Origin of the sequence: Nocardioides currus, assembly GCF_003057875.1 — a bacterium.
Taxonomy (GTDB): domain Bacteria; phylum Actinomycetota; class Actinomycetes; order Propionibacteriales; family Nocardioidaceae; genus Nocardioides; species Nocardioides currus.
On the sequence record NZ_PYXZ01000001.1, the window covers coordinates 111,859 to 134,024 of the forward strand.

Here is a 22,166-nt window from a genome sequence, read left to right on the forward strand (position 1 = left end):
TCTCAGGCGGGGTCGGTGATGCCGGCGAACAGGTCGTCCTCCGGGGTGGTCGAGGCGACGTGGCTCACCACGAGCTCGAAGTCCTCGGTGGGCCACGTCTCGGCCTGGACCTCGCGCGGGATGGAGAAGAACCAGCCGTCGGGGTCGATCTGGGTGGCGTGCGCGAGCAGGGCCTGGTCGCGCACCCCGAAGTAGTCGGAGCACGGCACCTTGGTCGTGACCCGGGCGTCCCAGTCGGGCCGCTCCTCCCAGTCCTTGAGCCGCTCGGCCCACGGCGACTCGAGACCGTGGGCCAGCATGGCCTCGTGCAGCGCGACGGCCTTGGGCCGGCTGTGGCCGTGCTGGTAGTAGAGCTTGAGCGGCTGCCACGGCTCGCCCGCGTCGGGGTAGCGCTCGGGGTCGCCGGCGGCGTGGAACGCCTCGACCGAGATCTTGTGGCACATGATGTGGTCGGGGTGCGGGTAGCCGCCGTTCTCGTCGTACGTCGTCAGCACGTGCGGGCGGAACTCGCGGATCAGCCGCACCAGCGGCTCCGCGCCGACCTCGACGTCGACGAGGCCGAAGCAGCCCTCGGGCAGCGGCGGCTTGGGGTCGCCCTCGGGCCACCCGGAGTCGACGAAGCCGAGCCAGTCCTGGGAGATGCCGAGGATGTCGCGGGCCCGCTCCATCTCCTGGCGGCGGATCTCGTGGATGTTCTCCAGGATCCCGGGGCGGTCCATCTTCGGGTTGAGGATCGAGCCGCGCTCCCCGCCGGTGCAGGTGGCGACGTGGACGTCGACGCCCTGGGCGACGTACATCGCCGTCGACGCCGCGCCCTTGCTCGACTCGTCGTCGGGGTGGGCGTGCACGTGCATCAGGCGGAACCCGGCTCGCGGTGCGGCTGGGGTGACAGGCTGCGGCATGCACCCGAGTCTAGGTTCTCCACGCTGGGCGCCCTTCTCTAGGCTGGCGCGGTGACCGAGCCGCACCCCTCCCCGACCGACCTCGCCGAGAGGTACGGCGCTCCCGCGCCGTGGCGCCGTCCGGCGGCCGTCGTCGGGGTGGTCGCCCTGGCCGCCGTCTTCCTCGTCTGGGTCGGCTGGGTGGCGTGGGTCCACGGCACCCCGTCGGCCGAGTCGGAGCTGGTCAGCTTCGAGGTCACCAGCGACAGCTCCGCCGTGGCCCACATCGACGTCCAGCTGGAGGACGGGGCGGACGCCAGCTGCCGGGTGCGCGCGTTCGCCGAGGACCACACGACGGTCGGCGAGATCTCCTTCGTCCCCGAGCAGGGGCGCAACGACGTCGAGGTCCGCACCGAGCGCCGGGCGACCAGCATCGACCTCATCGGGTGCACGACGCCCGACCAGGAACGCCCCCGCTGACCCGGTCCATTCGGGATCGTCGACCTGCGTGGATCGGCCCGGCTTGCTAGCCTGTTGGTCTGCCCGCCACGCAGCGCCTGGTCACGGCACTGCCGAAGAGCGCGAGCCACACGGCTCGGATGCAGACACACCACCACCACCACGTGGGACGCGACAGCTGCGTTTCGCTAGTAGGAGCACACCGACATGACGCAGGACGCCGGCACCATCTGGCTCACGCAGGATGCCTTCGACAAGCTCAAGACCGAGCTCGAGGACCTCAAGGGTCCCCGTCGCGCCGAGATCATCGAGAAGATCTCGGCCGCCCGCGACGAGGGCGACCTGAAGGAGAACAGCGGCTACCACGCGGCCAAGGACGAGCAGGGCAAGCAGGAGGCCCGCATCCGCCAGCTCGAGGACATGCTGCGGCGCGCCGAGGTCGGCGAGACCCCGGCCAACGACGGCGTCGTCGAGCCCGGCATGGTCGTGACGATCCGCTTCACCGGCGACGACGACACCGAGAAGTTCCTGCTCGGCGCGCGCGAGAACCTCGCCGAGGGCGACACCCTCGACGTCTACTCCCCGCAGTCGGCCATGGGCTCGGCCATCAACGGCCACAAGAAGGGCGAGACGGTCACCTACACCGCCCCCAACGGCAAGGACATCCAGGTCGACATCGTCGACGCGGAGCCCTACCGCAGCTGACCCGCGACGTACCCGATGGCCCCTGCGACCTGCGGGGGCCATCGGTCATTTCGCGGGACGTCCGACGCAGCGGTCGCCCCGGCGGCCGGGTCGTCGGACGTCCCGGCGGACGTCCGACGCAGCGGCTACTCGTAGACGCGGTAGCCGGCCTCGCGCAGCTTGCCCAGCACGACCTCGGCGTGCACCTCGCCCCGGGTCTCCAGCTGGATCCGCACCTCGACCTCGTTGAGGTGCAGGCTCGGCGAGATGCGCTCGTGGGCGACCTCGAGCACGTTCGCCCCCGCCTCGCCCAGGCACACCAGCAGCCCGGCGAGGCCGCCGGGCAGGTCGGAGATGACCACGCGGAGGTAGAGGTAGCGACCGGCGGCGGCGAGGCCGTGGCGGATCACCTTGCTCAGCAGCAGCGGGTCGATGTTGCCACCGGAGAGCACCGCGACGGTCGGGCTGTCGAAGTGGGTCGGGGTGTCGAGGATCGCCGCGACGGCCGCGGCGCCCGCGGGCTCGACGACCATCTTGGCCCGCTCGACCAGCGCGAGCAGCGCACGCGAGAGCGACTCCTCCGAGACCGTGCGGATCTCGTCGCAGTGGTCGCGGACGGCGGCGAACGTGATGTCGCCGGGCCGACCGACCGCGATGCCGTCGGCCATCGTGGTCATCGTCTCCAGCGCCACCGGCGCGCCCTGGCGCAGCGAGCCCGGGAAGGCGGCGGCCCCCTCGGCCTGCACGCCGATGACGCGCACGTCGGGCCGGGCGGCCTTGATCGCGATGGCGATGCCGGCCAGCAGCCCGCCCCCGCCGGTCGGCACGATGACGGTCTTCACGTCGGGCTGCTGCTCGAGGATCTCGAGGCCGCACGTTCCCTGGCCGGCGACGATGTCCTCGTGGTCGAACGGGTGGATCAGCTCGGCCCCGGTCTCGGCGGCGAACCGCCGCGCCTCGACCATCGCGTCGTCGAGGTAGCGCCCGTGGAAGCGGACCTCCGCGCCGTACCCCCGCGTCGCCTTCTCCTTGGGGATCGGTGCGCCCTCGGGCATGAAGACGGTCGAGCGGATGCCGAGGGTCGAGGCGGCCAGCGCGACGCCCTGGGCGTGGTTGCCGGCGCTCGCGGCGACGACGCCGGCGGCGCGCTGCTCGGGCGAGAGCCGGGAGATGCGGACGTAGGCGCCGCGGATCTTGAAGGAGCCGGTGCGCTGGAGGTTCTCGCACTTCAGGCTCACCGGTCCGTCGACGAGGGCCGAGAGCCAGCGCGACTCCTCCATCGGGGTGCGCACGGCGACGCCCTCGATGACCTCGCGGGCCTTCTCGATGTCGGCCAGCGTCACGCTGTCCAGACGGGGGTCACTCACTCGACAACCTCTTCCTCCACTGCGTCCTCCTCCTCGTCGGTCACGACGGGAGACTCATAGTCCTCCGGCTCGGTGCGGCTCGCCAGATGGTTCACCACGGCGTTGCCCGCAGCGACGAGGGGTACGGCGATGAGCGCGCCGGCCACGCCCGCGACCAGCACGCCGCAGCCGATCGCCACGATCACGCCGAGCGGGTGGACGGACACGAAGCGGCCCATCAGGAACGGCTGGAGGACGTGGCCCTCGATCTGCTGGACCAGGATCACTCCGCCGAGCATCAGCAGCGCGGTGAGCGGACCCTGGTCGACGAGCGCGACGAGGATCGCGACCAGGCCGGCGACCGTCGCGCCGACCATCGGGACGAAGGCGCCGAGGAAGACCAGGACGCCGATCGCCAGCACGAACGGCACCCCGAGGATCGCGGCCACGATCATCACGCCGATCGCGTCGGCCAGCGCCACCAGCACGGTGGCCCGGACGAACTGGGTGAGCGAGATCCACGCGACCCGGCCCGAGCCGTCGACGTGCTCGCGCGCGGCGCGCGGGGCGAGGCGGACCATCCACGACCAGATCCGGCTGCCGTCGGCGAGGAAGAAGTAGGTGGAGAAGATGATGATGAAGAAGCCGGCGAAGACGTGACCGACCGCGGTGCCGACCTCGGTGACCTGGGTGAGCGCGCCGCCCTCGCGGGAGTTCTCGGTGATGGTCTTCTGCGTCGACTCGATCCAGCCGTTGAGCTGGCTGTCGCTGAGGTTGAGCGGGCCCTCGCGCAGCCACTCCTTGATCTGGCCGAGGCCGGTGACCACGGAGTCGGCGAGGTCCTGCGCACCGGAGGCGACCTGCTGTCCGACGTAGGTGAGCAGCAGCGCGACGGTGCCGATGCCCAGCAGCATGACCAGCCCGGTGGCCAGGCCGCGAGGCAGTCCGATGCGCTGGAGCCAGCCCACCGCCGGGCTGACGAGCGCGGCGATGAGGAGCGAGATGGCGATCGGCAGGGTGATGACGATGAAGTAGGCCAGCAGCCAGGCGACGCCGTAGGTCGCCGCGGCGATGATGATCAGCCGCCACGACCACGCGGCCGCGAGGTCGAGGCCCCACGGCACCTGCGCGCGGCTGAAGTTGCTGGATCCGGTGGTGATCGTGATCGGCTCGGGCCGGCGCTCGGCGCGCAACGTCGCCCACTGGTGTGCGAGCTGGGCCGTCAGGCGCTCCCCGAGGCGGGCGGCTTCGGTCCCCTCGTCCGTCGCGCTCGCGGGCTGTGCCTGCTCGGTCTCCCCGTGGTCCGTCGTCACTGCTGCAGGCTACTCACGCGCGCGGGGCGCCGGCACACCCGCACGGCGCTGCTCACACCAGCATCGTGGCGGCGCCGGCAGCGGCGGCCAGCAGGATGGCGGCGGTGAGGAGCACGAAGACCACGTGGTTGGTCGGGAGCCGCTCGCCGGCCCGGATGGCCAGGTCGGCCGCCCGGAAGTGCACGAACCCGACCAGGCCGGTCAGCGCCCCCGAGGCCAGCAGGACCACGGAGAGGATCGTGGTCGCGGCCGACTGGTCGAGGAGGTGGAAGACGGCCACGCCCGCACCGATCAGCCCGATCGCCGTCCGCACCCACGCCAGGAAGGTCCGCTCGTTGGCGAGGGTGAAGCGGATGTCGGGCTCGATCACGACTCGGTCACGCCTCGGCCAGGGCTTGCTCGAGGTCGGCCAGCAGGTCGTCGGCGGTCTCGATGCCCACGCTGAGCCGGATCAGGTCGGCGGGGACCTCGAGGTCGGTGCCGGCGACGCTCGCGTGGGTCATCCGGCCGGGGTGCTCGATCAGCGACTCGACACCGCCGAGCGACTCCCCGAGGGTGAAGACCTCGGCCCTGGCGCACACGTCGAGGGCGTGCTGCTCACCACCGGTGACGCGGAAGCTGACGATGCCGCCGAAGCGCTTCATCTGGCGCGCTGCGACGGCGTGGCCGGGGTGGGAGTCGAGGCCGGGATAGATCACCTCGGCGACCTTCGGGTGCCTGGTGAGGAACTCGACGACCTTCTCGGCGTTGTCGCAGTGGCGGTCCATCCGCACCCCGAGGGTCTTGAGCCCGCGGTGGGTGAGGAAGCAGTCGAAGGGGCCGGGCACGGCACCCATGGAGTTCTGGTGGAAGGCGATCTTCTCGGCAAGCCCGAGGTCGCGGACGACGACGGCGCCGCCGACGACGTCGCTGTGCCCACCGACGTACTTGGTCGTGGAGTGCACGACGACGTCGGCGCCGAGGGTGAGCGGCTGCTGGAGGTACGGCGAGGCGAAGGTGTTGTCGACGACGAGCAGGGCGCCGGCGTCGTGGGCCGCGGCGGCGAGCGCCTCGATGTCGCCGATGTTGAGCATCGGGTTGGTGGGCGTCTCGACCCACACGATCTTGGTCCGGCCCGGCACGATCGCGGCCCGCGTGGCGTCGACGTCGGACACGGCGGCGGGGCTGTGGTCGAGGCCCCAGACCTTCGCCACCTTGTCGAAGAGGCGGAACGTGCCGCCGTACGCGTCGTCCGGGATGACCGCGTGGTCGCCGGGCGAGGTCAGCGAGCGGATCAGCGTGTCCTCGGCCGCCAGGCCGCTGGCGAAGGCGAAGCCGCGCTCGCCCTCCTCGACCGCCGCGAGCGCCCCCTCGAGGGCGGTGCGGGTCGGGTTGGCGGAGCGGCTGTACTCGTAGCCGCCGCGCATCCCGCCGACGCCGTCCTGCTTGTAGGTGCTGGTCGCGTAGATGGGCGGGATGACCGCCCCGGTCATGGCGTCGGGCTCGTATCCGGCGTGGATCGCACGCGTCTCGAAACCGGTCTTGTCGGCACGTTCCTGGGTCACACGGCGAGGGTAGACCCCGGCGTGTCCGGGCCGGCAAACGGAACGGCCGCCACCTCGGCGAGGTGGCGGCCGATCCCCGAGATGTTGCTACTGCACGGCCGTCATGGGCCGGGCGGACTCGTCGCCCGACGCGTCCGGCTTGCCGGTCGCCAGGGTGGAGACCCCGACGGCCCACGTGCCGGAGACCTCGAGCAGCTGGGCCGCGGCACTGGTGGCGTTGATGTACGCCCCGAAGGTGGTGGCGCCGCCGAACACGTTGAACGTCGTCCCCCCGCTCGTGTAGCGCTGGAAGATGCACAGGTGACCCGGGCTGGCCGACGGTGCGCCGACGGTGCCCGAGCAGCCGGCCGGCGGGACCGCGCCGGGAGCGATCGTGTGGAGGATCGGCGCCGCGGTCAGCGTCACCCCGTAGGAGATCGAGCCTCCGACGTAGCCCCCGGCGGGGACGTTGTCGAGGAGGTTGAAGTAGCCCCGCAGGACCGTCGGCTTCGGCGCGTACCTCGCGTCGGACTCGGTCTTGGTGTAGCCCGAACCGGCGGCGGTGTAGCGCGCGTCGGACTCGGACTTGGTGTAGGACGATCCGGCCGGTGCGTAGCTGCCCTTGGGCTGGTAGGCCCCGTCGGACTGGGTCTTGGTCCAGTAGTTGGCGAGCGCCGAGCCGACCTCCGCCTTGGTGGAGTACTTCGCGTCGGTCTCCGTCTTCTTGTAGTAGCGCTGGTCTGCCTTCGGCGCGAGCTTCTTCTTCCAGATCTTGTTCCAGTTGGTGGCCGCCTGGTGCGACACCTCGGCACCGGCCGGGGTCATGGTCGTGACCGCTCCCCCGACGAGCAGGCCGGCGACGACGCCGGCGACGGTGCGCTTCAGATTTCCTCGAGACAACATTGGGTGGTTCCTCTCCCCCGATTGGTTACTCACCTCAGGAGCGGGGAGAGCGCAGGTCCGGACCGGAGGACGCGGATATACCCCGGATGGACTAGTCCCGGGCGGCGCCTTGCGCGCCGGGGGAGGATGGACCCATGTTCGGATTCGGCAAGCCCTCCACCCTCCCGTCCGCCGACGAGGCGCTGCCCGGCCGCGACGCGCAGCCGTGGACCCTCGGGGAGCACGTCGTGCTCAAGACCCCGGTCGTCAGCGAGGTCGTGCCCGCCGGCTTCGAGGTCGCGATCTTCGGCCTCGGCTGCTTCTGGGGCGCGGAGGAGATCTACTGGCAGGAGCCGGGCGTGTGGTCCACGTCGGTGGGCTACGCCGGCGGCCACACCAGCCACCCGACGTACGACGAGGTCTGCTCCGGCCGCACGGGCCACACCGAGGCCGTCCGCATCGTCTTCGACCCGAGCGTCACGTCCTTCGCCGACCTCGTGCGGAAGTTCTTCGAGATCCACGACCCGACGCAGGGCATGCGCCAGGGCAACGACGTCGGCACGCAGTACCGCTCGGCGATCTACTACACGTCGCCCGAGCAGGAGCAGACCGCGCGCGAGCTCACGAAGGTGTACGGCGACGAGCTGGCCCGCCGCCGGCTGGGCGACATCACCACGGAGATCCGCCCGGCGAGCGAGACGCCCTACTACTACGCCGAGGACGCGCACCAGCAGTACCTCGCGAAGAACCCGTTCGGCTACCGCTGCCACGCCAACACCGGCGTGAAGTTCCCCGCCTGACACTGTCGATCTCGGCAGCGGTCATCCGTCAGGGTGGTGACGGGTCGCACGGGCGACCCGCGAACGGAGGAGCACCATGACGCAGTACGCCATCTACTTCCACCAGCAGTGGGTCGGTGACCACGACGCCGAGTGGTTCCAGGGGCGGGTGGAGCCGTCGACCGCGGTGGTCCGCGACATGGAGGAGGCCGGGGTCCTGGTCTTCGCCGGCGGGCTCGTCGAGGACATGGAGCAGGCCTTCAGCGCGGACGGCACCAGCGGGACGATGGTGGTGACCGACGGACCCTACGCCGAGACGACGGAGCAGCTCGGCGGGATCACGATCATCGAGGTCCCCGACCTGGAGACCGCCAAGATGTGGGCCGCCCGCGTGGCCGAGGGCTGCGGCTGGCCGCAGGAGGTCCGGGTCGTCAAATGAGGCCCCGGCACGCGACGACGGGCACGAGATCCGAGGATCCCGCGCCCGTCGCGCATGAGTGTCGATCCGTCAGCGGCGGATCTTGATCTTCTTCGAGGTCCTGGAGACCGTCTCGAAGCCACTGCGCTTGCCGGTGACCTTGACCTGGATCTTCTTGCCCCGGTCCTTGCCCTTGACGCGGTAGGTCTTGCCCTTCGCGCCCTTGATCGCCTTGCCGTTGCGCAGCCAGGTGAACTTGTACTTCACCTTGCCGGGCTTCCACGCCTTGACCGACGCCTTCAGCTTGCTGCCCGGACGGGCGGCGCCCTTGATCTTCGGCTTGGTGGTGCGGGTGAAGAGGCTCTTGCCGATGGCCGGCGTCGCGGCCGACCCGACGGCGACCGGCTGGTAGTACGGCGCGTTGCCGGTGACGGCGACGGTGATGACCGTGCCGACCTGCGCGTCGCCCAGCTTCAGGGTGGCGCCGGTGGCGCCGGCGATCGGCGCTCCGTTGGCGAACCACTGGTAGGTGAAGGTGACGTTGCCGGGCGCCCAGCCGGGGGTGTTCGCCGTCAGCGTGCCGCCGCGGTTCGGCTGGCCGGAAATCGTCGGCACCGCGCCGTAGATCTGCGACTGGCGGTAGTTGGCCACCGTGGGCGCCTGCTCGGTGATCGCGCGGACGTTGTCGGCTGCGGCGTTGCCGGTCGGGTAGCCCTCGGGGGTCTTCACGTTGGGTCCGGAGAAGTACGGGATCCGGGTGCAGCTGACGTTCACCGCGGCGCACGCGTCGTAGTAGGCCATCACGGTGATGAACTTGTGCGCCGGGTCGGTGAAGCCGCGGGCGTAGGGCTTGCCGTTGCTCGGCGGCTGCGACGAGCCGACGTCGTGGTTGCCGCTGAAGTTGTGCCCGATCTCGTGCGCGAAGACCCGGAAGTCGTCGATGCAGTCGGTGTAGAAGAGCGTGGTGAACGCGGCGTACTCGGGGTCGTACTGCGGCTGGATGCCGCTGAGGTTGCCGATCCCGCAGCTCGAGCCGAGGGGCACGGAGCCGCTGACCCACAGGCTCACGAGGTCGGCGTGCGTCTCCTCACGCAGCGCCTGCGCCTCGTCGTACACCCCGTCGCCCGGCTTGCCGAGCTGGGTGAGCATGGTCTGCAGGTTGGTGGTGGTGGGCGCCGCGACCTGCCGGTCGCCGACGTAGCGCAGCTCCACCGGGATGCCGGAGTTCTTGAACGAGGTGTTGGCGTCGGCGATCTGGGCGCTGAACTTCGCCCGGAGCCCGCTCAGGCCACCGATGTCGGCCTGCGAGACCAGCGCCGCGGGATAGACGAAGGCCACGTCGACGACGTTGCCGGCGTCCGCCTTGCGCTTCGCGTCCGTCATGCGGGCGTCCGCCGGCGCGTGGTCGACGATCGTGCGACGCGCGAGCTCCTGGGCCGAGGGGTTGGGCACCACGGCGTCGGTCTCGAGCCGGGGCGGTGCCGCCTCGTCGGTCTTCGCGACCGCCGGGGCGAGGCTGGTGCCGCTGGCGACGAGGGTCGCCAGCAGGGCGAGGGCTGTGGTGCGGCGTACGGCGCCGCGGGTCGTTCGGCTGGTCATGGCAGCTCCTTCGGGTCTGGGCACGCCCTACCCCCGACCGCGAGCGGCAAAACACACCGGGCCGGACTGACGGGTCTAGCCTGAGCCGATGACCCCGGACGACGTCGCCGCTCACGCGGAGTCGCTGGCGGGCGTGAAGCGCAAGGGCACCGAGGCGAGGCCGGCGTGGTACGTCCGCGACCGCCTCGTCGTGCGGCTCGACGACCCGAACACGCTCGTGGTCCGGGTGCCGCTCGAGCGGCGCGAGGCGCTGGTCGCCCGCCACCCCGAGACGTTCGGGGTGCCGCCGCGGATGGAGGCGCACCACAAGGTCGAGGCCTACCTCGACGTGGCGGACGCGCGCGCCGTGCGCGAGGCCATCGACCTCGCGTGGCAGATGCAGCGCCACTGAGCGAGTCGCCGCGTCAGGGCTTGCCCGCCTCGGCGTAGGAGCTCACCACGCTGGCGTTCAGCGGGAAGTCGATCGGCAGGTCGCGGAAGAGCAGGGCGGAGGCGGTCGTCGCGGCCTCGTTGGCGGCCCGGACGACGTCGTCGGCCAGGGCGGCCGGGGTGTGCACGACCACCTCGTCGTGCAGGAAGAACACCAGGTGGGGCCGGTCCAGGATCGCGCCCGACCCCAGCGCCCAGAGCCGCCTGCGGAGGTCCGCGATCCAGCACAGCGCCCACTCCGCCCCCGTGCCCTGCACGACGAAGTTGCGGGTGAAGCGACCGTAGGCGCGGCGCCGGCGGGTCTGGGCGTCCGGGTCGACGACCTCGGCGTCGTCGTCGACCGACCACGCCTCGCCGAGGGTGGGCGAGCCGCGGCCCAGCAGCGTGCGCACGACCTGCCCGCGCTCGCCGGCTCGGGCGGCCTCCTCGACGAGTCCGAAGGCGGCGGGATAACGCCGGGTCAGGCCGGCGACCATCCGTCCGCTCTCGCCCGACGTCGCGCCGTACATCGCCCCCAGCAGCCCGAGCTTGGCGTCGTTGCGGGTGGCGACCGCACCGTCGTCGACCATGCCCTGGTAGAGGTCGGCACCCTGCGCCGAGCGGGCCAGCGCCCGGTCGCCGCTCATGCCGGCCAGCACCCGCGGCTCCAGCTGCGCGACGTCGGCCACCACCAGTCGCCAGCCCTCGTCGGCGACGGCCGCCGGCCGGACCTGCACCGGGAAGGACAGCGCTCCGCCGCCGTTGGAGGACCAGCGCCCGGTCGTGGAGCCGGCCGGTTGGTAGGAGGGGCGGAAGCGGCCGTCGCGCACCCACTGGTCGATCCAGGCCCAGCCGTTGGTCGAGAACAGGTGGGCCAGCTGCTTGTAGCGCAGCAGCGGCGCGACGACCGGGTGCTCCAGCCGGCGCAGCGACGACGCACGGGTGTCGTCCACCTCGAGCCCGGCGCGCCGCAGCGCGGCCAGCAGGTGCGGGCGCGAGTCGGGGTTGAGGCCGGGCGCGTCGAGGACCTCGCGGAGCTCGACCGCCAGGGCCTCGAGCTTGGCCGGTCGCGCGCCACGTGGCGGTCGCGGTCCGAGGCGGTCGAGCAGCAGCGCCTCGTGGACGTCGAGGCGCCACGGCACCCCGGCGAACGACATCTCCGCCGCGACCAGAGCGCCCGCCGACTCCGCCGCCAGCAGCAGCGAGAGCCGCGCCGTGTCGGGCGAGGCCGCCACGGCGGCGAGCTGGCGGGCGTCCTCGAGATGGGCCTGCAGGTGCTCGGCGGCCTCGTCGATCCCGAACAGCGTCGGGTCGGAGACCGTGGACGGCCCGAGCCGGTCCCAGTGCCCCGACTCCTCGCCGGCGACCATCGACGCCGCCGGCGCCCGCCGCAGCAGGTGGTGGCCGAGTCGCAGGTCGTGACAGCGGGCGACGCGTACGCCGGCCGCCAGCAGCGGCGGCAGCCACCGCGCCGTGTCGTCCCAGACCCAGCGAACGCCGTCGGGCTCGCGGGAAGCGACGTACGCCGCCAGGTCGGCCAGCGCCAGCTCGCGAACCGACTCCCCCTCCACCGCGAGGACGCGCTCCCCCGGCATGCGGGAGAGCGCGACGCGGGTCATGGGGTCATCGTGTCAGTCCACGACAGGAGTGCCGGAGGTCAGCGCTTGACGTTCGCGACGATCTTGGTGATCCCGTTGGCGTAGGTCTCCGACTCGACGACGTCGAGCATCGTCTTGTCCTGGTCGGCCTCGCTGAACAGCCGCTTGCCGGCGCCGAGCAGCACCGGGAAGACGAGCAGGTGGTAGCGGTCGACGAGCCCCGCGTCGGCCAGCGCCGCGCCCAGGGTCGCGCTGCCGTGGACGATGATCGGGCCGCCCTCGGTCTCCTTGAGGGTGGCCACCTCCTCGAGCGAGCCCAGGATCGTGGCCGGCCAGCGCGGGTCCTCCTGGACCAGGGTCGTGGAGACGACGTACCTCGGCATCGCGTTGTAGCCGGCGAACTCCTCGGTCATCGTCGGCCACACCGGCGCGAACGCCTCGTAGCTGACCCGGCCCATCAGCATGGCGCCGGCCTCCTCCTGCTCCCGGCCCTTGATCTCGTAGGCCGCGGGGTCGAACTCGATGTCCTGGTAGGTCCATCCCGAGCTGCGGTGGCTGGGTTCGCCGCCGGGTGCCTCCATGACTCCGTCGAGGGACATGAACGCCGTGACGATGAGGTCGCGCATCTTCTACTCCTGGCTGTGGTGTCGTTGGATCCTGTCACCCACCCCACGAACGGTGGTGCCGCGTCACGACAGGTGTGGGCGGTTTTCTCTGCGATGATCTGGGCGTGCCGAGCCGAGCAACGCTGTCGATCATCGCCTCGTGGCTCGTCCATGCCTACACCGCCTCGGGGGTGGTGCTGGCGTTCCTCACCGTGATCGCGGTCGCCGAGGGCGACACGGAGCGTGCCCTGTGGCTGTTCCTGGTCGCCATGGTCGTCGACGGGACGGACGGGATGCTGGCGCGCAGCGTGGACGTGAAGCGGCACGTCCCGTGGTTCGACGGCGCCCTGCTCGACAACATCGTCGACTACATCACCTACGCGTTCATGCCGATGGTGCTGCTGTGGAGCGCGGGCTACCTCGGCGAAGGCACGTCGGCGACGGTCCTGGCCAGCGTCCCGCTGCTGGCGTCGGCCTACCAGTTCTGCCGCGTCGACGCGAAGACCGAGGACCACCTGTTCCTGGGCTTCCCGAGCTACTGGAACATCGCCGCGTTCTACGTCGTCGTCCTGGACCTCTCCCCCACCGCCGTCACCTGGGTGCTGCTCGTCTGCGCGGTGCTCGTCTTCGTGCCGATCGGCTACGTCTACCCGTCGCGGACGGAGTCGCTGCAGGGGCTCACCCTGGTCCTGACCACCGTGTGGCTCGCCAGCTACGCCGTGCTGGTCGCCCAGCTCCCCGACCCGGGCACGATCTGGCTGGCGATCTCGATCGCATACGTCGTCTACTACGTCGCGCTGAGCCTCTACCTCACCACCCACCGCGCCCACCGCGCCCGCACCGCCTAGCCCAGATCTGGCCATGTCGCGGCGCCGCGACCGGTGCCATGATCGAGGGCAACGACCCGGCGTGGCCCCTCGCGCCGGGCTGCCATCGTCGGGAGGCAGGCATGGGGACGGACGACCCGGGCGCCGCGCGCTTGCGTGAGCGCGCGAGCTACCTGAGCACCGAGCGCGAGTGCGACGTGGTGATGAAGGGCGGCATCACCAGCGGCGTGCTCTACCCGCTGGCCGTGTGCGAGCTCGCGACGACCTACCGCCTGCGCAACGTGGGCGGCACCTCCGCGGGGGCCATCGCCGCTGCTGCCGCCGCGGCGGCCGAGATCGGTCGCACGTCCGGTGCCCCGGGCAGCGGGTTCGACGGCCTGGCGACGCTCCCCGACTGGCTGGGCAGCGAGGACCACCTGATCGGCCTCTTCCAGCCGTCGGCACGCACCGAGAATCTGCACGGGCTGCTGGTCCGGGCCGTGTCGCCGGGCCCTGGCGGCTTGCGGCGTACGGCGAGCCTGGTGCTCGGCCTCGTCGGCTACGGCCTGCGCACCGGGCGGGCGTGGCTCGGCCTGCTCGGCGCCGTACCAGGCGTGCTGCTGCTCGTGGCCCTGCTCGGCGCCGAGGCCTGGGAGTCGGTCTGGGGGTGGCTCGGCCTCGTCGTCGCGGTCGTGGTCACGCTGGCCGGGCTGGCGGTCGGGGCGGCGTACGCAGCGGTCAAGGACGCCGGCGAGGCCCTCGACGACAACCTCTACGGCATCGTCACCGGCTCGCAGGCCGTGGCCGGGCGCGAGTCACTGTGTGACTGGCTGGCCGACAAGCTCGACGAGCTCGCGGGGCGGCCCCGCGACGGGACTCCGCTGACGTTCGGGGACCTGTGGGACTCCGCCCCCGAGGTCGTGCTGGAGATGCAGACCACCAACGTCACCGAGGGTCGGCCCTACCGGCTCCCCGAAGGGCTCGGCGGCGGGTTCGCCTTCGACGAGGCGGAGTTCCGTCGGATCTTCCCGGCGCGGGTCGTCGACCACCTCGTCGACGTCGGTGGCGAGCGTGTCGAGGGCGGGCTGGTCCCGATGCCGTCCGCGCGCGACCTGCCCGTCGTGGTCGCCACTCGGATGAGCCTGTCGTTCCCGATCCTGATCTCGGCCGTGCCGCTCCGGGCGATCGACCAGTCGCTGGCGAAGCCGGACGGCACGGGCTACGAGCCGAGCTGGTTCTCCGACGGCGGCATCACCTCCAACTTCCCCGTCTCCTTCTTCGACGCGCTGCTGCCGTCGCGGCCGACCTTCGGGATCACGCTCGGCGAGTTCCACCCGCGCTACCCGCAGAGCGACGACGAGCGCTGCAACGTCTGGATGCCTCGCACCAACCAGGGCGGACAGCTCGAGTGGTGGACGCGGTGGCAGGGTGCCGGTCTGGGCGGTGTGGTCGGGTTCCTCACGGCGATCCTCGACGCCATGCAGAACTGGGTCGACAACACCCAGACACGGGTGCCCGGCTACCGCGACCGGATCGTGCACATCTCGCACAACGACGACGAGGGCGGGATGAACCTCGCGATGCCGCCCGAGACCCTGGCCCGGCTCGCCGAGCGCGGCCGGCAGGCCGGGCGCCTGCTGCTCGACACCTACACGCATGGCCCGGAGGAGGACCGGGTGCCCGACCCGTGCCGCCCCGGCCAGACGCTGCCCCGTCGGGTCGTCTCGTGGGAGAACCACCGCTGGGTCCGGCTGCGCACGTCGCTCGCGCTGCTGAGCGACGCGGTCACGGACTTCGCCGAGCAGCTCACCCCGGACTACGCCGACGACCTCGCGTCCCCGTTCGGCGACGCGCCCAGCTACCAGTTCACGAACCTCGACCAGCAGGCGCTGGCCCGGTCGCTGGTCGCCGACCTGCGCCGGATCGCCGCCGACATCGAGTCGGCCGAGGCGAGCGGGGCCAACGTCCCGCTCGAGGTCGGGGCGCCGAGACCGGCGCCCGTGCTGCGCATCGCGCCGGCTGTCCGCGCGAGCGAGCGGGACGACCCGGCCTGACCCTGGCTGAGTGCACGCGGGGATGCTCTCAGGAGGGTGACGGAGCGCCCTCGATGTCGAGACCGGAACCCTCGGCGGCCTTGCCGATGGACTTCTTGATCAGGGCCTCGAGGTCGAGCCCGGTCGAGGTCTTGAGCATGCTGAGCGTCTGGACGACGTTGTCGTTGACCTGGCGGGGCAGGGCGCCCGCACCGTCGGTGGAGACGACGGTCAGCTGGTCGATGTTGCTCATCGGGGCGGCGACCTCGCGGGCGATCTGCGGGAGCACCTCGATCAGCATCTGGAGCACGGCCGCGTCGTTGTAGTGGGCGAACGCCTCGGCGCGCTTGTCCATCGCCTCCGCCTCCGCCTGGCCGACCGCGAGGGTGGCGGCCGCGGTGGCCTCGCCCTCGGCCCGGGTCGCGTCGGCCTCCGCGGTGCGTCGGGCCTTCTCGGCCTCACCGCGACGGGCACCCTCGATCGCCTCGGCCTCGGCCAGCGCCGTACGCCGCGACTTCTCGGCCTCACCGTTGAGGCGTGCTTCTTCCGCCTTGGCCTGGGCCGCGGCGATGGTGGCGGCCTTGCGCGCCTCGGCGGCCGCGATCTCGGCGGATCGCTGGGCCTCGGCCTCCTGCTCGACCTTGTAGCGGGCGGCGTCGGCGGGCTTGCGCACCTCGGTCTCGAGGTTGCGCTCGGTCAGCGCGGCCTGGCGTACGGCGACCTTCTCCTGCTCGAGGAGGATCGCCTGGTCCCGGTCGGCCTGGGCGAGCGGCCCGGCGGACGCGGCGTTCGCGAGGGCGGCGTCGGTCTCGGCCTTGATCTCCGACTGCTTGAGCGCGAGCGCGCGCTGCGAGATCGCGATCTCCTGCTCGGCGGCGATGCGGGCCTGCTCCGCGGCCTGGCGGGACGCGGCCTCCGCGATCGACGCGGCCTGCTGAATCCGCGCAGCCTCGGGCCGACCGAGGTCGGCGAGGTAGGTGCCGTCGTCGGTGACGTCCTGGATCTGGAAGGTGTCGAGGATCAGGCCCTGGCCGGTGAGGGAGTTCTCCGACTCGTCGGCCACGCGCTGGGCGAAGGCGGCCCGGTCGCGGATGATCTGTTCGACGGTCAGCCCGCCGACGATCGAGCGCAGCGCGCCCGCGAGCACCTCCTGCGTGAAGGCCTCGACGTCCTGCTGCTGGCTGAGGAAGCGCTGCGCGGCCAGCCGGATCTGGTCGGCGTTGCCGCCGACCTTGACGATGGCCACGCCCTCGACGTTGAGCTTGATGCCCTGCCCGGAGACGGCGCCGCGGATCTGCACGGAGATGCGGCGCGAGGAGAGGTCGAGGGTGCCGAGCTTCTGAACGAACGGGATGACGAACGTGCCGCCGCCGAGGATGACCTTCTGTCCGGAGAGGTCGGTGGTCAGCGCACCCGTCTCGGGGTTGAGCACCGCCTTGCCCTTGCGGCCGGTGACGATGAAGGCCTGGTTGGGCCCAGCCACCTTGTAGCGGCTCGTCACGAGCAGCACGAGCAGGACGACGAGGGCGAGCAGGCCGCCGATCGCGACGATCGGGCTCGAGAGGTCCATCGGTTCTCCTTGTTCCAGGGGTGGTCTCAGGGCTGGTCGATCTCGTCCCAGACCGGGGCCACGGTGACCGCGCTGGGCGAGAGAACGCTGGTCACGTGGACCTGCGTCCCGGGCTGGATCGGGTGGTCGGCCTTGGCGTTGAGCCGCAGGGTGTGGCCGCCGATGAGGATGTTCACCACGCCGAACCCGTCGGCGGGGATCGCGGTGACGACGCGTCCGTCGCGACCGATGGCGTCGTCGGTGGTGAGGGTGGCGTCGCTGCCGCCGTCGCGGATCAGGCGCGTCAGCCAGACGGCGAAGGCCCCGAAGACCACCCCCGCGGCGAGGCCGACCGGGAGGGCGATCGCCGTCGGCGCACCGAAGCCTTGGACGGCCGCGGCGCCGAAGCCCGTCGCCGAGACGAAGGCACCGAGGACCGCACTGGAGAAGACGTCGCCCGCGAGAACGTCGAACGCGCCGTCGAACACGTCACCGAGGACGAGGGAGAGCGCGAGCAGGACGAGGCCGATCACGCCGATCACCAGAAACGTCGTCACGCTGCGTCTGCTCCCCCGAACACCTGCCCCGCGCTCGCGGGAGCGCCAGCATCCCACGGCGACCCGCACGAGGGCGACGCCGGGGCGGGCCCGTGCGCCGTACGCTGCGCCCGTGACTGCTGATCCCTCTTCCCGCGGCGGTGCGGTCGTCACCGGAGCCGGCCGTGGCCTCGGGCGCCAGATCGCCGCGCTGCTCGTCGAGCGCGGCCACCACGTGCTCGTGACCGACATCGACGGGGCGGCGGCCCGGGCGAGCGCCGAGGAGCTCGGCCCACGGGCGAGCGCCCTCGCCCTCGACGTCCGCGACCACGCCCAGGTCGTCGCCGCCCGTGACGCGGTCGTCGAGCGGGCCGGTCGCCTCGACGTGTGGGTCAACAACGCCGGCGTGCTCATCACCGGGCCCGCGTGGGAGCAGGACGAGGCCACCCGCCGGCTGATGCTCGAGGTCAACGCGCTCGGGACGATCAACGGCACCGTCGCGGCGATCGGGGCCATGCGCGCGACCGGTGGTCACGTCGTCAACATCGTGTCGCTCGCCGGGCTGTCGGCGGTGCCCGGCGAAGCGGTCTACGCCGCCTCCAAGCACGCCGCCATCGGGTTCAGCCTCAGCACGATCGCCGACCTCCGGGCCGCCGGCGTGAAGGACGTCGACATCTCCTGCATCTGCCCCGACGGGATCTGGACCCCGATGCTCCACGACAAGCTCCACGACCCGGGCTCGGCGCTGTCGTTCTCCGGCAGGTTGCTGATGCCCGAGGAGGTCGTCGAGGCCGTACGCCGCGTGCTGGACGCGCCCCGGCTCGTCACCGCCGTCCCGGCGTGGCGTGGAGTCGTCGCCCGCGTCGGTGACGCGCTGCCGCGGTTCAGCCTGGCCGCGATGCCGCTCGTGGTGGCCCAGGGCCGGCGGACACAGAGGAAGCTGCGCGACCGCGGCGGGCCGAGGGGCTGAACCGGCGACCGCTACCGTCGGGCGCATGTCGAAGTCACTGGCCGACCTGACGTCGCGCGGGCTGGCGATCGCCGCGCAGTACGACGAGCTCAACCTCGCCGAGCGGGGCCGCACGTGGACACGCGCCGAGACGCTGATGGGCTTCGTCGGCGACGTGGGCGACCTCGCGCAGCTGGCGATGGCCGCCGACGGGGTGCGCTCCGACCTCGGGACGGCGGAGGACACCCACGCGGCGCTGGCGCACGAGCTGGCCGACTGCCTCTGGGCCGTGCTGGTGCTGGCCGAGCGCTACGAGGTCGACCTCGAGGCGGCGTACGACGCGACGATGGACGAGATCGAGCAGCGGCTCACTCCCGACCGACCGTGAGGCGCACCTCGACGACGTCCCCGAGACCGACGCCCTCCGCCGTGCGCACCGCGTCCTTGAGGGGCAGGAAGTAGGTCTCCTCGCGGGGGAACATCGAGGTGGTGAACCTGGTCTCGCCGATCCACGCGGTCACCGGGATGACACCCCAGTAGGCCACGTCGGCCTTCACCTCGTCGACCATGTCGGCCTCGTCGGGCGGGAGCGGCACGAAGTGGTAGGGCGCCGGGCCGCGCCACTCAACCACCTCGCCGGCGAACTCGAGCTCCATCAGCCGGCGCTGTCAGCCTGCGCGCCGGCGAAGTCCCGGCCTCGGATCTCTTCGACCATGGCGCCACGATAGGGCGAGCGACCGACATCGGGGCGTGCCCGGCGGCGTGGTCAACCGCCCATCAGCGAGACTGGACCCATGAGCGACCTTCCCCGCAAGGGCCTGGCCCGCGGAGCCCGCCTGGCGGCACTGCCGCTGGGCTATGCCGGGCGTACGGCGATGGGGCTGGGCAAGCGACTCGGCGGCGCGCCCGCGGAGACGGTGCTCAGCGAGGTGCAGCAGCGCACGGCCGAACAGCTGTTCCGGACGCTCGGCGAGCTCAAGGGCGGCGCGATGAAGTTCGGCCAGGCCCTCAGCGTGCTCGAGGCGGCCCTGCCGGACGAGCTCGTGGCGCCGTACCGCGAGAACCTCACCAAGCTCCAGGACGACGCTCCCCCGATGCCGACCCAGACGGTGCGCGACCAGCTCGCGGTCGACCTCGGCCCGGCGTGGAAGGAGCAGCTGGTCTGGCTCGACGGCGGACCCACCGCGGCGGCCAGCATCGGGCAGGTGCACAAGGGACGCTGGGTCGACGGCCGCGAGGTGGCGGTCAAGGTGCAGTATCCCGGCGCCGGCGAGGCCCTGATGAGCGACCTGCGCCAGCTCGCGCGCGTCGCTCGCGGCATCGCCCCCGTCTTCCCGGGCATCGACATCAAGCCGCTCGTCGCCGAGCTGCAGGCGCGGGCCGCCGACGAGCTCGACTACTCCCTCGAGGCGGAGGCCCAGTCGTCCTTCGCCGAGGCCTTCCGCGACGACCCGGACTTCGTGGTGCCCGACGTGGTCGCCAGCGGGGAGAAGGTGCTGGTCACCGAGTGGCTCGAGTCGCCCCACTCCCTGGCCCACGTCATCCGTGAGGGCACGACCGAGGAGCGCAACCACTACGGCGAGCTGCTCGCCCGGTTCCTCTTCTCCGGCCCCGCGCGCACCGGGATGATGCACGCCGACCCGCACCCGGGGAACTTCCGCCCGATCCCCGCGACCGGACAGCTCGGGGTCCTCGACTTCGGCGCCGTGGCCCGGCTGCCCGAGCGGCAGATGCCGAGCGCGATGGGGAGCCTGATCCGGATCGCCCGCGACGCCGACAGCGACCAGCTGGTCGCCGGGCTCCGCGACGAGGGCTTCATCAAGGACAACGTCACCGTCGACCCTCAGCTGGTCCTCGACTACCTCGCCCCGTTCATCGAGCCCGCGCGCGAGGAGACCTTCCGCTTCAGCCGGGAGTGGATGCGCGCCCAGTTCGAGCGGGTCAACAACCCCCGCGACCCGGCGTTCACGATGGCGACCAAGTTCAACCTGCCGACCAACTACCTGCTGATCCACCGCACCTGGCTCGGCGGCCTCGGCCTGCTCAGCCAGCTCGAGGCGGAGGCGCCGTTCCGGGCGATCCTCGAGGAGAACCTCCCCGGCTTCGCCGCCTAGGTGGGTCGGTCGGCCCGCTGCTGTCGCCGTTCCACGCCGATCAGCACCAGCACGACCAGCGCGAGGTAGGCCACGACGGCGGTCCCGGTGAGGTCGTCGCCGGCCACACCGATCAGCAGGGGTACGGCGATGCCGCTGGTCCCCCACAGCGCCGGCCGCGCGAGGGTGAGCCCGGAGGACACGAGGTTCGCCAGCGTGCCGAGCCCGAACCACGTCGCCACCGCACCGCACAGCAGCCACCGCTGCGGCGACTCGAGGCTCTCGCCGCTGTGGGCCACGACCCCGCCGAGGGCCGCGGCGACGGCGGCGATGCTGGCCGTCGTGGCGCAGTGCAGGGCGAGCGCGAACCGCTGTGGCACGCGGTCGGGACGCAGGTGGGGCACGCCGGCGTAGCCGTGGACGACGGACAGCGCCCACATGCCGGCCAGCAGCACGAAGGCCACGAACCCGGTCACGAGCAGCGGCCCGCCCCACTCCGCCTCCGAGGCCGCGGTCACGCTCTGGATGACCCCCTCGCCGAGCACGATGATGACGAACAGCTGAGGCGTTCGGAGAGGTGGCCGGCGTCGAAGCGGACGATCTGGATGCCGGCGAAGGACGTCATCCGCTCCGGGCTGCGCTGCGTCATCTGGTCGACCCGCTTCTGCGTCTCCCCGAGCATGTCCTCGCCCGACATCACCACGAGCAGGACGAGGTCGAGGGCGATGCCGAGTGCCCACAGCGCGAACTTCCACGGCTCGTCGACCCAGATCGAGACCACCCACGGCACCACCCCGGTCAGGTGCTGGGCGATCGGCCAGTCCGCCACCACCGCGCCCCGCCGCCAGGCGCCCGCCCCGGCGAACCGGGTGGCGACGTAGGCGATCGCGAAGGCGTTGGCCATCGCGAAGTGCGCACCCTCGAAGCCCTCGTGGACCACGTCCTCCGCCACACCCGGCACCGAGGCGGCCATCACCGCGAGGCCGAACATCCCCATCAGCAGGCGTACGGTGCGGGTGTCCTCGCCGGCGGCGTTGCCGTAGAGCATGTAGCTCATCCACGAGAGCCAGAACGCGAGGAACAGCACGGCGTAGAGCGCGAGGCTGGCGCCGGTGACGTCGTCGTGGATGACGTGGGCCAGGGTGCCGACGCCCGCGACGACCACCAGGTCGAAGAACAGCTCGATCCAGCTGGCGTGCCGCTCCTCCTCCAACGAGGTCTCGGACCCGATCCCCGCCTTCACGTCGTCCATGCACGACAGGCTAGAGGCCGGTGGCGGATGCTCTGCCACCATGAGTCCATGGACTCCGCCGCCGCCCTCGCCCGCTGGCACGCCGTCGTGGACAGCCGCGACGCCGCCGGTCTGCCCGCCCTGATCGCCCCGGACGCGGTCTTCCGCAGCCCGGCCGTGCACGCTCCGCAGGAGGGCCGCGACACCGTCGTCGGCTACCTCACCGCCGCGTTCACGGTGCTCGGACCGCACCTGGCCTACGAGCGGGAGTGGCTCGCCGACGACTCGGCGGTGCTGCAGTTCCGCACCGTCGTCGGCGGGCTCGACATCAGCGGCGTCGACATCATCACCTGGGACGCCGAGGGTCAGATCGTCGACTTCACCGTGATGGTGCGTCCGGCCAAGGCGCTCGAGGCCGTCATCGAGCACATGGGCGCCGAGCTGATGCGGATGCTGGCGGGCTGACCCGCCGTT

The 22,166-nt window shown here is 71.9% G+C and carries 23 protein-coding genes and 1 pseudogene; 11 read left to right on the forward strand and 13 right to left on the reverse strand.

Features of this window, described 5'->3' with window-relative positions; all coding sequences use genetic code 11:
• Positions 1 to 2 precede the first annotated feature (2 nt).
• Entirely contained in the window at positions 3 to 902 is a 900-nt protein-coding gene (gene mca, locus C7S10_RS00535) for a mycothiol conjugate amidase Mca (RefSeq protein WP_108342471.1), read from the reverse strand.
• 51 nt (positions 903 to 953) lie between these two features.
• On the opposite strand from mca, the gene C7S10_RS00540 reads away from it, so the two are divergent.
• Entirely contained in the window at positions 954 to 1,361 is a 408-nt protein-coding gene (locus C7S10_RS00540; protein ID WP_108342472.1) for a DUF4307 domain-containing protein, read from the forward strand.
• Positions 1,362 to 1,547: 186 nt separating this feature from the next.
• Positions 1,548 to 2,045 carry a transcription elongation factor GreA gene (gene greA, locus C7S10_RS00545; protein WP_108342473.1) on the forward strand — a complete coding sequence of 166 codons (498 nt, stop codon included), beginning with the start codon at positions 1,548 to 1,550 and terminating at the stop codon, positions 2,043 to 2,045.
• A 125-nt stretch (positions 2,046 to 2,170) separates the two neighbouring features.
• On the opposite strand, the gene ilvA is transcribed toward greA, so the two are convergent.
• The 5 genes from ilvA to C7S10_RS00570 all read right to left on the reverse strand — a co-directional run bounded on the left by ilvA (position 2,171) and on the right by C7S10_RS00570 (position 7,109).
• Positions 2,171 to 3,391 carry a threonine ammonia-lyase gene (gene ilvA / locus C7S10_RS00550; protein WP_243395129.1) on the reverse strand — a complete coding sequence of 407 codons (1,221 nt, stop codon included), beginning with the start codon at positions 3,389 to 3,391 and terminating at the stop codon, positions 2,171 to 2,173.
• A complete protein-coding gene (locus C7S10_RS00555) occupies positions 3,388 to 4,683 on the reverse strand; it encodes an AI-2E family transporter (protein ID WP_108342474.1) in 1,296 nt (431 codons plus the stop codon). The genes ilvA and C7S10_RS00555 overlap by 4 nt, the downstream gene beginning before the upstream one ends.
• Positions 4,684 to 4,735: 52 nt before the next feature.
• Positions 4,736 to 5,053, reverse strand: a complete 318-nt coding sequence (locus C7S10_RS00560; RefSeq protein WP_108342475.1) for a YidH family protein — start codon at positions 5,051 to 5,053, stop codon at positions 4,736 to 4,738.
• Positions 5,054 to 5,060: 7 nt separating this feature from the next.
• Positions 5,061 to 6,227, reverse strand: a complete 1,167-nt coding sequence (locus C7S10_RS00565; protein WP_108342476.1) for a cystathionine gamma-synthase — start codon at positions 6,225 to 6,227, stop codon at positions 5,061 to 5,063.
• A gap of 87 nt (positions 6,228 to 6,314) precedes the next feature.
• Positions 6,315 to 7,109 carry a hypothetical protein gene (locus tag C7S10_RS00570; protein ID WP_108342477.1) on the reverse strand — a complete coding sequence of 265 codons (795 nt, stop codon included), beginning with the start codon at positions 7,107 to 7,109 and terminating at the stop codon, positions 6,315 to 6,317.
• A gap of 134 nt (positions 7,110 to 7,243) precedes the next feature.
• On the opposite strand from C7S10_RS00570, the gene msrA reads away from it, so the two are divergent.
• Positions 7,244 to 7,888, forward strand: coding sequence for a peptide-methionine (S)-S-oxide reductase MsrA (gene msrA, locus C7S10_RS00575; RefSeq protein WP_108342478.1), 645 nt, complete (start codon positions 7,244 to 7,246; stop codon positions 7,886 to 7,888).
• A gap of 76 nt (positions 7,889 to 7,964) precedes the next feature.
• The gene (locus C7S10_RS00580) at positions 7,965 to 8,306 is read left to right on the forward strand and encodes a YciI family protein (protein ID WP_108342479.1); all 342 of its coding nucleotides are present in this window, start codon (positions 7,965 to 7,967) and stop codon (positions 8,304 to 8,306) included.
• A gap of 69 nt (positions 8,307 to 8,375) precedes the next feature.
• On the opposite strand, the gene C7S10_RS00585 is transcribed toward C7S10_RS00580, so the two are convergent.
• On the reverse strand, positions 8,376 to 9,884 hold the full coding sequence (locus tag C7S10_RS00585) for a reprolysin-like metallopeptidase (RefSeq protein ID WP_108342480.1): 1,509 nt from the start codon (positions 9,882 to 9,884) through the stop codon (positions 8,376 to 8,378).
• A gap of 88 nt (positions 9,885 to 9,972) precedes the next feature.
• Here C7S10_RS00585 and C7S10_RS00590 point away from each other — a divergent pair, with 88 nt between their 5' ends.
• Positions 9,973 to 10,275 carry an MmcQ/YjbR family DNA-binding protein gene (locus C7S10_RS00590; RefSeq protein ID WP_108342481.1) on the forward strand — a complete coding sequence of 101 codons (303 nt, stop codon included), beginning with the start codon at positions 9,973 to 9,975 and terminating at the stop codon, positions 10,273 to 10,275.
• 13 nt (positions 10,276 to 10,288) lie between these two features.
• On the opposite strand, the gene C7S10_RS00595 is transcribed toward C7S10_RS00590, so the two are convergent.
• Positions 10,289 to 11,911 (reverse strand): bifunctional 3'-5' exonuclease/DNA polymerase, encoded by a 1,623-nt coding sequence (locus C7S10_RS00595; protein WP_108342482.1) that lies wholly within the window; start codon positions 11,909 to 11,911, stop codon positions 10,289 to 10,291.
• A 38-nt stretch (positions 11,912 to 11,949) separates the two neighbouring features.
• The gene (locus tag C7S10_RS00600; protein ID WP_108342483.1) at positions 11,950 to 12,516 is read right to left on the reverse strand and encodes a dihydrofolate reductase family protein; all 567 of its coding nucleotides are present in this window, start codon (positions 12,514 to 12,516) and stop codon (positions 11,950 to 11,952) included.
• 104 nt (positions 12,517 to 12,620) lie between these two features.
• Here C7S10_RS00600 and C7S10_RS00605 point away from each other — a divergent pair, with 104 nt between their 5' ends.
• Positions 12,621 to 13,343: a CDP-alcohol phosphatidyltransferase family protein gene (locus tag C7S10_RS00605; protein ID WP_243395130.1), complete on the forward strand. Its 723-nt coding sequence runs from the start codon at positions 12,621 to 12,623 to the stop codon at positions 13,341 to 13,343.
• Positions 13,344 to 13,444: 101 nt separating this feature from the next.
• Positions 13,445 to 15,355, forward strand: a complete 1,911-nt coding sequence (locus tag C7S10_RS00610; protein ID WP_165807008.1) for a patatin-like phospholipase domain-containing protein — start codon at positions 13,445 to 13,447, stop codon at positions 15,353 to 15,355.
• Positions 15,356 to 15,383: 28 nt separating this feature from the next.
• On the opposite strand, the gene C7S10_RS00615 is transcribed toward C7S10_RS00610, so the two are convergent.
• Positions 15,384 to 16,904, reverse strand: coding sequence for a flotillin family protein (locus tag C7S10_RS00615; protein WP_108342485.1), 1,521 nt, complete (start codon positions 16,902 to 16,904; stop codon positions 15,384 to 15,386).
• A gap of 26 nt (positions 16,905 to 16,930) precedes the next feature.
• On the reverse strand, positions 16,931 to 17,440 hold the full coding sequence (locus C7S10_RS22650) for an NfeD family protein (RefSeq protein WP_133176392.1): 510 nt from the start codon (positions 17,438 to 17,440) through the stop codon (positions 16,931 to 16,933).
• Between the two features lie 112 nt (positions 17,441 to 17,552).
• On the opposite strand from C7S10_RS22650, the gene C7S10_RS00625 reads away from it, so the two are divergent.
• Together C7S10_RS00625 and C7S10_RS00630 are read left to right on the forward strand one after the other, a co-directional pair.
• The gene (locus tag C7S10_RS00625; RefSeq protein ID WP_108342487.1) at positions 17,553 to 18,389 is read left to right on the forward strand and encodes an SDR family oxidoreductase; all 837 of its coding nucleotides are present in this window, start codon (positions 17,553 to 17,555) and stop codon (positions 18,387 to 18,389) included.
• Between the two features lie 25 nt (positions 18,390 to 18,414).
• On the forward strand, positions 18,415 to 18,756 hold the full coding sequence (locus tag C7S10_RS00630; RefSeq protein ID WP_108342488.1) for a MazG nucleotide pyrophosphohydrolase domain-containing protein: 342 nt from the start codon (positions 18,415 to 18,417) through the stop codon (positions 18,754 to 18,756).
• Here the strand turns inward: C7S10_RS00630 and C7S10_RS00635 are convergent.
• On the reverse strand, positions 18,737 to 19,024 hold the full coding sequence (locus C7S10_RS00635; RefSeq protein ID WP_108342489.1) for a DUF1905 domain-containing protein: 288 nt from the start codon (positions 19,022 to 19,024) through the stop codon (positions 18,737 to 18,739). The two genes, C7S10_RS00630 and C7S10_RS00635, sit on opposite strands and share 20 nt — an antisense overlap.
• A 138-nt stretch (positions 19,025 to 19,162) precedes the next feature.
• On the opposite strand from C7S10_RS00635, the gene C7S10_RS00640 reads away from it, so the two are divergent.
• On the forward strand, positions 19,163 to 20,482 hold the full coding sequence (locus C7S10_RS00640; RefSeq protein ID WP_108342490.1) for an ABC1 kinase family protein: 1,320 nt from the start codon (positions 19,163 to 19,165) through the stop codon (positions 20,480 to 20,482).
• On the opposite strand, the pseudogene C7S10_RS23050 reads toward C7S10_RS00640, so the two are convergent.
• Positions 20,479 to 21,755: pseudogene (locus C7S10_RS23050) on the reverse strand (low temperature requirement protein A). The gene C7S10_RS00640 and the pseudogene C7S10_RS23050 sit on opposite strands and share 4 nt — an antisense overlap.
• Positions 21,756 to 21,761: 6 nt before the next feature.
• Here C7S10_RS23050 and C7S10_RS00650 point away from each other — a divergent pair.
• Positions 21,762 to 22,157 carry a nuclear transport factor 2 family protein gene (locus tag C7S10_RS00650; RefSeq protein ID WP_108342491.1) on the forward strand — a complete coding sequence of 132 codons (396 nt, stop codon included), beginning with the start codon at positions 21,762 to 21,764 and terminating at the stop codon, positions 22,155 to 22,157.
• The last annotated feature ends 9 nt before the right edge of the window (positions 22,158 to 22,166 follow it).